At 37.8% G+C, this 6,390-nt stretch carries 5 protein-coding genes; 1 reads left to right on the top strand and 4 read right to left on the bottom strand.

Features of this window, described 5'->3' with window-relative positions:
* Nucleotides 1-265: 265 nt before the first annotated feature.
* On the top strand, nt 266-757 hold the full coding sequence (gene tsaA / locus GSY74_RS04205; RefSeq protein WP_164663856.1) for a tRNA (N6-threonylcarbamoyladenosine(37)-N6)-methyltransferase TrmO: 492 nt from the start codon (nt 266-268) through the stop codon (nt 755-757).
* Nucleotides 758-797: 40 nt separating this feature from the next.
* Here the strand turns inward: tsaA and nrfD are convergent, their stop codons facing one another.
* From nrfD to GSY74_RS04185, 4 genes are all read right to left on the bottom strand, one after another.
* Nucleotides 798-1,991 carry an NrfD/PsrC family molybdoenzyme membrane anchor subunit gene (gene nrfD / locus GSY74_RS04200; RefSeq protein WP_164663855.1) on the bottom strand — a complete coding sequence of 398 codons (1,194 nt, stop codon included), beginning with the start codon at nt 1,989-1,991 and terminating at the stop codon, nt 798-800.
* Between the two features lie 10 nt (nt 1,992-2,001).
* The gene (locus GSY74_RS04195; protein ID WP_164663854.1) at nt 2,002-2,565 is read right to left on the bottom strand and encodes a 4Fe-4S dicluster domain-containing protein; all 564 of its coding nucleotides are present in this window, start codon (nt 2,563-2,565) and stop codon (nt 2,002-2,004) included.
* A 2-nt stretch (nt 2,566-2,567) separates the two neighbouring features.
* A complete protein-coding gene (locus GSY74_RS04190) occupies nt 2,568-5,051 on the bottom strand; it encodes a molybdopterin-dependent oxidoreductase (protein ID WP_164663853.1) in 2,484 nt (827 codons plus the stop codon).
* Between the two features lie 159 nt (nt 5,052-5,210).
* Nucleotides 5,211-6,344 carry a cytochrome b/b6 domain-containing protein gene (locus GSY74_RS04185; RefSeq protein WP_164663852.1) on the bottom strand — a complete coding sequence of 378 codons (1,134 nt, stop codon included), beginning with the start codon at nt 6,342-6,344 and terminating at the stop codon, nt 5,211-5,213.
* Nucleotides 6,345-6,390 lie beyond the last annotated feature (46 nt).

Genomic DNA, 6,390 nt, shown 5'->3' with positions numbered 1-6,390 from the left:
CGATTCCGAAAATGCAAATTGCATATAAGGAAACGATGGCTTCAGCCTCGCTAATTCATTGGCATTGGGCTAAAGCCATCGGTTCCTAGTTTTGCAAGAAGTCTAATAAATTTAGGGCAACCATAAAGGTTTGCCCCTACAAAATATCCCACCTCCTGATGAACACATCAATATCACCTTAAAATAATAAAAATATGTTTTGTTAAGAAATAGAGAGTAAAATTTCAAAACTATTTTGATATAGGATAAAATCAAAAGGAAAAAAATGAAATTTGAATTAGTACAGATAGCAACCATCCAATCTCCATTTTGTAGCTTGATAAATATGCCCGTTCAACCCAAAGGGGCAAAAGATACATATGCTACTATTGTGTTCAAAGATGAGTATAAAGAGGGGCTAAAAGACCTAGATGGCTTTTCACATGTTTATCTGATTTACTATTTTCATAAGATTAAAAAACCTCAACTCTCTGTTGTGCCATTTAATGATAAAACCCACACCCCAAGAGGAGTCTTCTCTACACGAACGCCAATGCACCCAAATAGTCTTGGTCTATCTGTGGTTGAACTTGTTAAAGTTGATGGTAATAAGGTGACAATTAAGGGGGTTGACATATTGAATGGAACACCACTTATAGATATAAAACCATATATTGAGAACTTTGACAAGGTGGAGGGTGTGATTAAATCGGGCTGGATGCAATCTAGCTCAGATGAGGTAAGTAAGAAAAAATCAGATAGTAGATTTGTAGAATAGATTTAAAATTCTACCTCAAAAGAGGTAGAGTGGAGAGACCTTAATGGTCTTCATCCAAATTAAAGAACTTTGTTCCTGCATAATACATCGCAATACAAAGCCCCAGTCCACCAAGAGAAATCATTATCTCTGTAGCTGATGGAATGTAGTGTACCCAACTTGGTGCAAGTTGATACTCTGTGGTTTTCATCATCTGAAGTGGTTTGAGCTGACTGTCGTGTACAAGGTTATATCTCATAAAGAAGATACCAACCATACCACTGAGCGATGCCCAAAACATTAGAACAGGTGATCTACCCATATCTTTCAAGATGATAACCAATGGGATAATCATCGCCAATATAACTTCTGCCTGGAAAGTCCATGAACCTAAAATGTGAATAGCAACTTCTGAACGGTCTGGCATACCACCATAAATATCGGTAAACATTTTCCATGTAATGAAGAAGATAAGAATTGATAGAAGCAGTGCTTGCATCTTTGCCAATCCTGTTAACATGGTTTTTACTTTTTCAGGGAATTCAAGTTTGTATCGGAAACCCATAATAATAAAGGCGATAAATACACCTGTAATAAATGCTGTCAAGATGAAGTAAGTTGGATAAAATACTCCATTGGCGATTGGTCTAGCATTTAGAAAACCAAATACTGACCCCAAGTTAGAGTGTGCTGCAAGACCTACAAGTAGTCCTGTTAGTCCAAATATTTTCGCCTTTTTCATATCTCCTTTTAATAAGAAGATAAACTCAACAATCATAAATGCCAAATAAGCACCATATAGCGTACCCATCCACCAGATAGCCGAGGTTAATCCTGGGGTTAAGACATTGTAAATCAACATCGTTACAGGGTGACCTATCTCTACAGCAATAACCGCAAATCCAGCCAAGATGGTAACTATGGAGCCAAAAATAGCTCGTTTAGAGATGAGCATATAGTCTTTGAATCCGAAAACATCACCTAATGAGCCGATAATACATAGTCCTGTTGAACTTACAACAAAAAAGATATATACGGCAAGGAGTAGTCCCCAAGGATGCTCTTTGGTAACATTGTAGGCGTGGTGTCCATGCATAAAAAAGAATGCAAGTCCCACAACAAACAGTGCCAAAAGTCCAACCGTTATAACGGCGACCAACATGTTTCTTGGAGTTCTCTCAAAATCCAGTAAATCTTTCATTCCTACCTTATTAACAGGAATCGATGTTATAAATTCTTTTGCTTTTGCAATCATATCAATCTCCTTATGTTAGATAGAATAATTTTGGATTGGTTCCAAGGTGAGCTTTTAAAGAGAAGTGATCTCTCGTTCTAAGCAGTTCGCTAATTTCACTCTCTGGGTCATCAAGGTCACCAAAGGTTCTTACTTTTGTTGGACAAGTATTTTGACAAGCAGTTGTTGTTTTTCCCTGTGCCAATCGTGTATCTGAACAGAAATTACACTTGTCTACCGTCATCGTTCTATCATCTACAAATCGTGCATCGTAAGGACAAGCTACCATACAGTAGCTACATAAGATACATTGGTCAGTATTGACCCTTACTACTCTATTCTCATCAAAATATGTCGCATTTGTAGGACAGACCATTTGACAAGGAGCATCATCACAGTGTTGACACTGACTTGGCATAAAAGTGCTTGAGCTGATACTAAGAAATGGATACTCACCCTCTATCTCTTTTACACCGACCCAAATTCTGTGTTTATCAGCACCAAGAGTAACCCCATTCTCCTCTTTACATGCCACCTCACACGCTTTACAATTAATACAATTTTTGTAATCTAAAGCCATTCCATATCTTGCCATAATTACACCTTCCTAATTTCTACATTGGTCTCATGCATCGCTGCTGCACCATAAACTGGTTCCAATACATCTTCTATAACAGCATTGTCATTACCACCATTTTTATAAGCCCATGTCAATGCCGAACTCTCTTCACCAAAGCCGTGAATAAAGAAGACTTGATTTGGAGCTATCTTCTCCGTTGGATAAGCTTTAATCGTCACTTTACCTACACTGCTTGTTACCTCCAAGGTATCACCAAAAGCGATTCCTTTCTCTTTGGCAACGCGTTTGTTAATCCAGATAAAGTTTTCAGGCATCAAATCTCGCAGAACTGAGTTATTTGCTGTACCACTCTGTGTAAACTGTGCATGTCGCCCTGTCATCAATCTAAACTTGCCATCTGGAACGGAGAAGTTATAATCATCTCTCCAAGTTGGCATTGGGTCAACCCCTTTTTTTGCCATAGAAGCCAAGTTACACTCTACTTTTTTAGAAGCAGTTTTAGTTGCACCACCAAATACAGAGTATGATTTTAATTTTTCAGGATAGTACTGATGTACATTAGCTGAAATTTGCTTATAGTACTCACTCATCTTCGGATAGAAAACCCCATGCTCTTTTAGAGCTTCAGCAGCACCTGGGTAGTCATGAACAGCATGTTCATTGGTATGCTCTTGGTCATGCTCAAAAAGTTTTGTTAAGTCAAATTCAGCATAAACCTCTACCTCTTTCTCCTCAGCTGTCTGCCCTGTACCTGTCGTCTCATTGTTCTCATCAACTTCTGCTTTTTCTAACTCAGCCAACTCCTCTTGAACATCCTCATCATACTTTTTAGTAATCTCAAAAAGTGGTTTGGATAGTTGCCCCATAAGACCTCGTAGAATCGTGTTAATAGGTTGAGTCTCAAAGAGTGGATCAACGACCTTGTTTCTCTGTGCAATTGACGGCTCTACACCACCAAAAGTTTTAACAGGGTCAGTTCTCTCCAAGTAAGTACACTCTGGCAATACCACATCGGCATACATTACAGTATCACTTGGCATAGTATCAATACAGACTAGCAACTCTATTCTTTTAAGCATCTCAGCTGTCTTGGCTGTGTTTGGCATATTCATCATCGGATTGTGCTTATAACAGAACATCCCTCTAACTTTATATGGCATCTTATTCTCCAAGAATCGGTTTCTCCAACCTAACCATGAACCTCCACCAGATACAACAGCACAGTCATCATAACCAGCTTCACCCTTTTTAGCATCTTTTTTCTTAACAATAGCTCTTGATTCAGCTCTTGCGTAGAGTGGTTCTAGTCCTGAGTGACCTTTGATTTTGACTTTTGAACCAAAAATCAATCCACCTTTACAGTCGATACCACCACCAAGTCCTTGGAAGATTGCCATTGCACGACGCAACTGGAAATCATTTTTGGCAAAAGTAGATCTTCGTCCTGGATAGTAGATAGATTTAGGAGCATGAGCCATAAACTCTCTAGCTATTTTTACAATATCTTTAGCTTTAATATTGGTAATTGGCTCTGCCCATGAAGGAGAGTAACCACTTGTAAGTACATGATTTTTATACTCATCAAACCCTTTAAAATGTGCCTCGACATACTCTTTATTGTAAAGCTCTTCTGTAAGAACAACATAAGTAAGTGCCAAAACAAAAGCCAAGTCAGTCCCTGGGTTAATAGCTAACCACTTATCTGCTTTAGCTGCTGTATTGGTAAATCTTGGGTCAACACAGATAAGCTTTGCTCCTCGTCCTTTGGTTCGCTTGAAGAGATCCATCGTATCAGGAGATACAATAGCTTCTGCTCTGTTTGCTCCTGCCATAATAATATACTCTGCATTCTCCAAGTCAGATTGAGGATAAGCACCAATAGTAACACCATAACCAGAAGCCACAGTCTGAAGACAGATAGAGGCGTGATTAAGCCAGTTTCCTGAACCAAAACCTTGATAGAAAGTTTTGAAAGTATGCTCTGCCATACCCTCACCAGCACAGAAGAGGAATGATGAACGGTTATCTTTCTCTTCATCTAAGATTTTAATGGTCTTTTCAGTAATATAAGCAAAGGCTTCATCCCATGAGACCCTCTTGAACTTACCTTCACCCTTCTCACCTGTTCTAATCAATGGATATTTTAGTCTATCTGGGTCATATAGGGCTTGTATCCCTGCATTACCTCTAGGACATAACATATTTTTTGATTTTGGAAACATCGGATTTGGGTCTAGTTTGGTCACTATCCCATCCTCTACTCTAGCAATCGCCGCACACTTATTCACACACATCTCACAAAGTGTTGGAATATTTCTTACCTCTTTTGCTTCACCTGTTTTGGTTGTAATCGAATCTGGTATAGCACTATTTGTACCACCATCACTACTATCATGACCATCACTTGCAAAAAGATTAGTTGCACTCACTGCTGTTCCACCAACAACACTCATCGCAACCGTACCTTGAAGAAATTTTCGTCTTGAAATCTCTACCTGCATCAGCTTCTCCTCCTATTAATTTGTTTACTAGCTTAAATAAGAGTAATTTACTCCTATTTATAAGGCTATGTTATATATTATAGAAGATAATCTTATGTGATACTTTGATTTGTATCAATAACATAAAAAAAAGTAAAGATTACAATAAATGTTACTTATCTAGTAACTCTTTTTGATATTCATATCATCCAAGTTGCCATGCTCAAAATCTTTATGACAAGCAAAACAGTTAGATTTATCTTTAACTTCTCTGCTCTTATAGACCGATTTTGGAATATTTTTGTGTGTCTCTCTCCAATAAGGTGTTTTTGTAATAGCTTTTGGTCGTCGTTTACCCAAAGAGTCCATCATCTTTACAGCAGCTTCCCTTGTACTACTCTCTGCTGAATTTGCAAGTAAAAACTTAAGAATTGATTGCTGTTCAACTTTAGAGATATTGGCTTCAGTTATCTCTTCTCCTCGATGGTTATCTAGCGTTGCCATAATCTTTTTCCAAGATTTTTGGGGAAGAATATATGGAGGGTAGGTCTTGTGGCAATCCCCACACTCTTCATGGTAAACAGAATGAATCTCTTCATAGTCAAGATTGCCATATTTTTGCAATGTTAAGAAGTTATAGTTACTACTAACAATAAAAAGGTAGGTAAGTATGCCCATAATAATAAAAGAGAAAGAGAAAATAGTCAAAGGTATACTAACAGTTGTATCTTCACCCTCTGTCTTTTTGTATCCAGTAATCATCGCAAAAACCATATGAGTCTTATGCCAAAACTGCTCTATAAGCACCCCTGTAATATGAATAAATACCCACGCAACAAAGATATAGGAAGCATACTGATGTATAATCTCCAATATTCCAATATATTGTGTATGAGTCTCATTCAGATAGGAGAGTAGCCCTTTTGCCTCTTGAACCCCATAGAGCAAGAGTCCAGATATAACAATGATTGTCCCCATAACCATTGCCCAAACAGTGTACCAACTTGATGCTGGATTGTGACCTGCTGGAATCTTACGCCATCTATTTTGTACTTTCTCTTTGAAATAGAAGATAAATTGTGAAGGTTTTAACATGAAATTTTTGAATTGTGCATATCTAGGACCTATAAATCCCCAGATAATACGGTAGAGTATCATAACCCCAAAGATAAACCCCAGTGCCACATGGTCATGTAACAACTCTTCATAAAAAGATGTTACAAATGCTGTGGTAAATGAGAGAGCAATCATCCAGTGAATAACTCTTGCACCCCAATTCCAAACATAGACTTTTTTTCCCTCATCCCTATTCATACAACTACTCCTCAACTATATTAAAACTATTTTATCATAATTTGTT

The organism is Sulfurovum sp. bin170, assembly GCF_010892395.1.
In the GTDB taxonomy this organism is placed as follows: Bacteria; Campylobacterota; Campylobacteria; order Campylobacterales; family Sulfurovaceae; genus UBA1140.
This window is presented reverse-complemented; position numbering and strand designations above follow the sequence as displayed.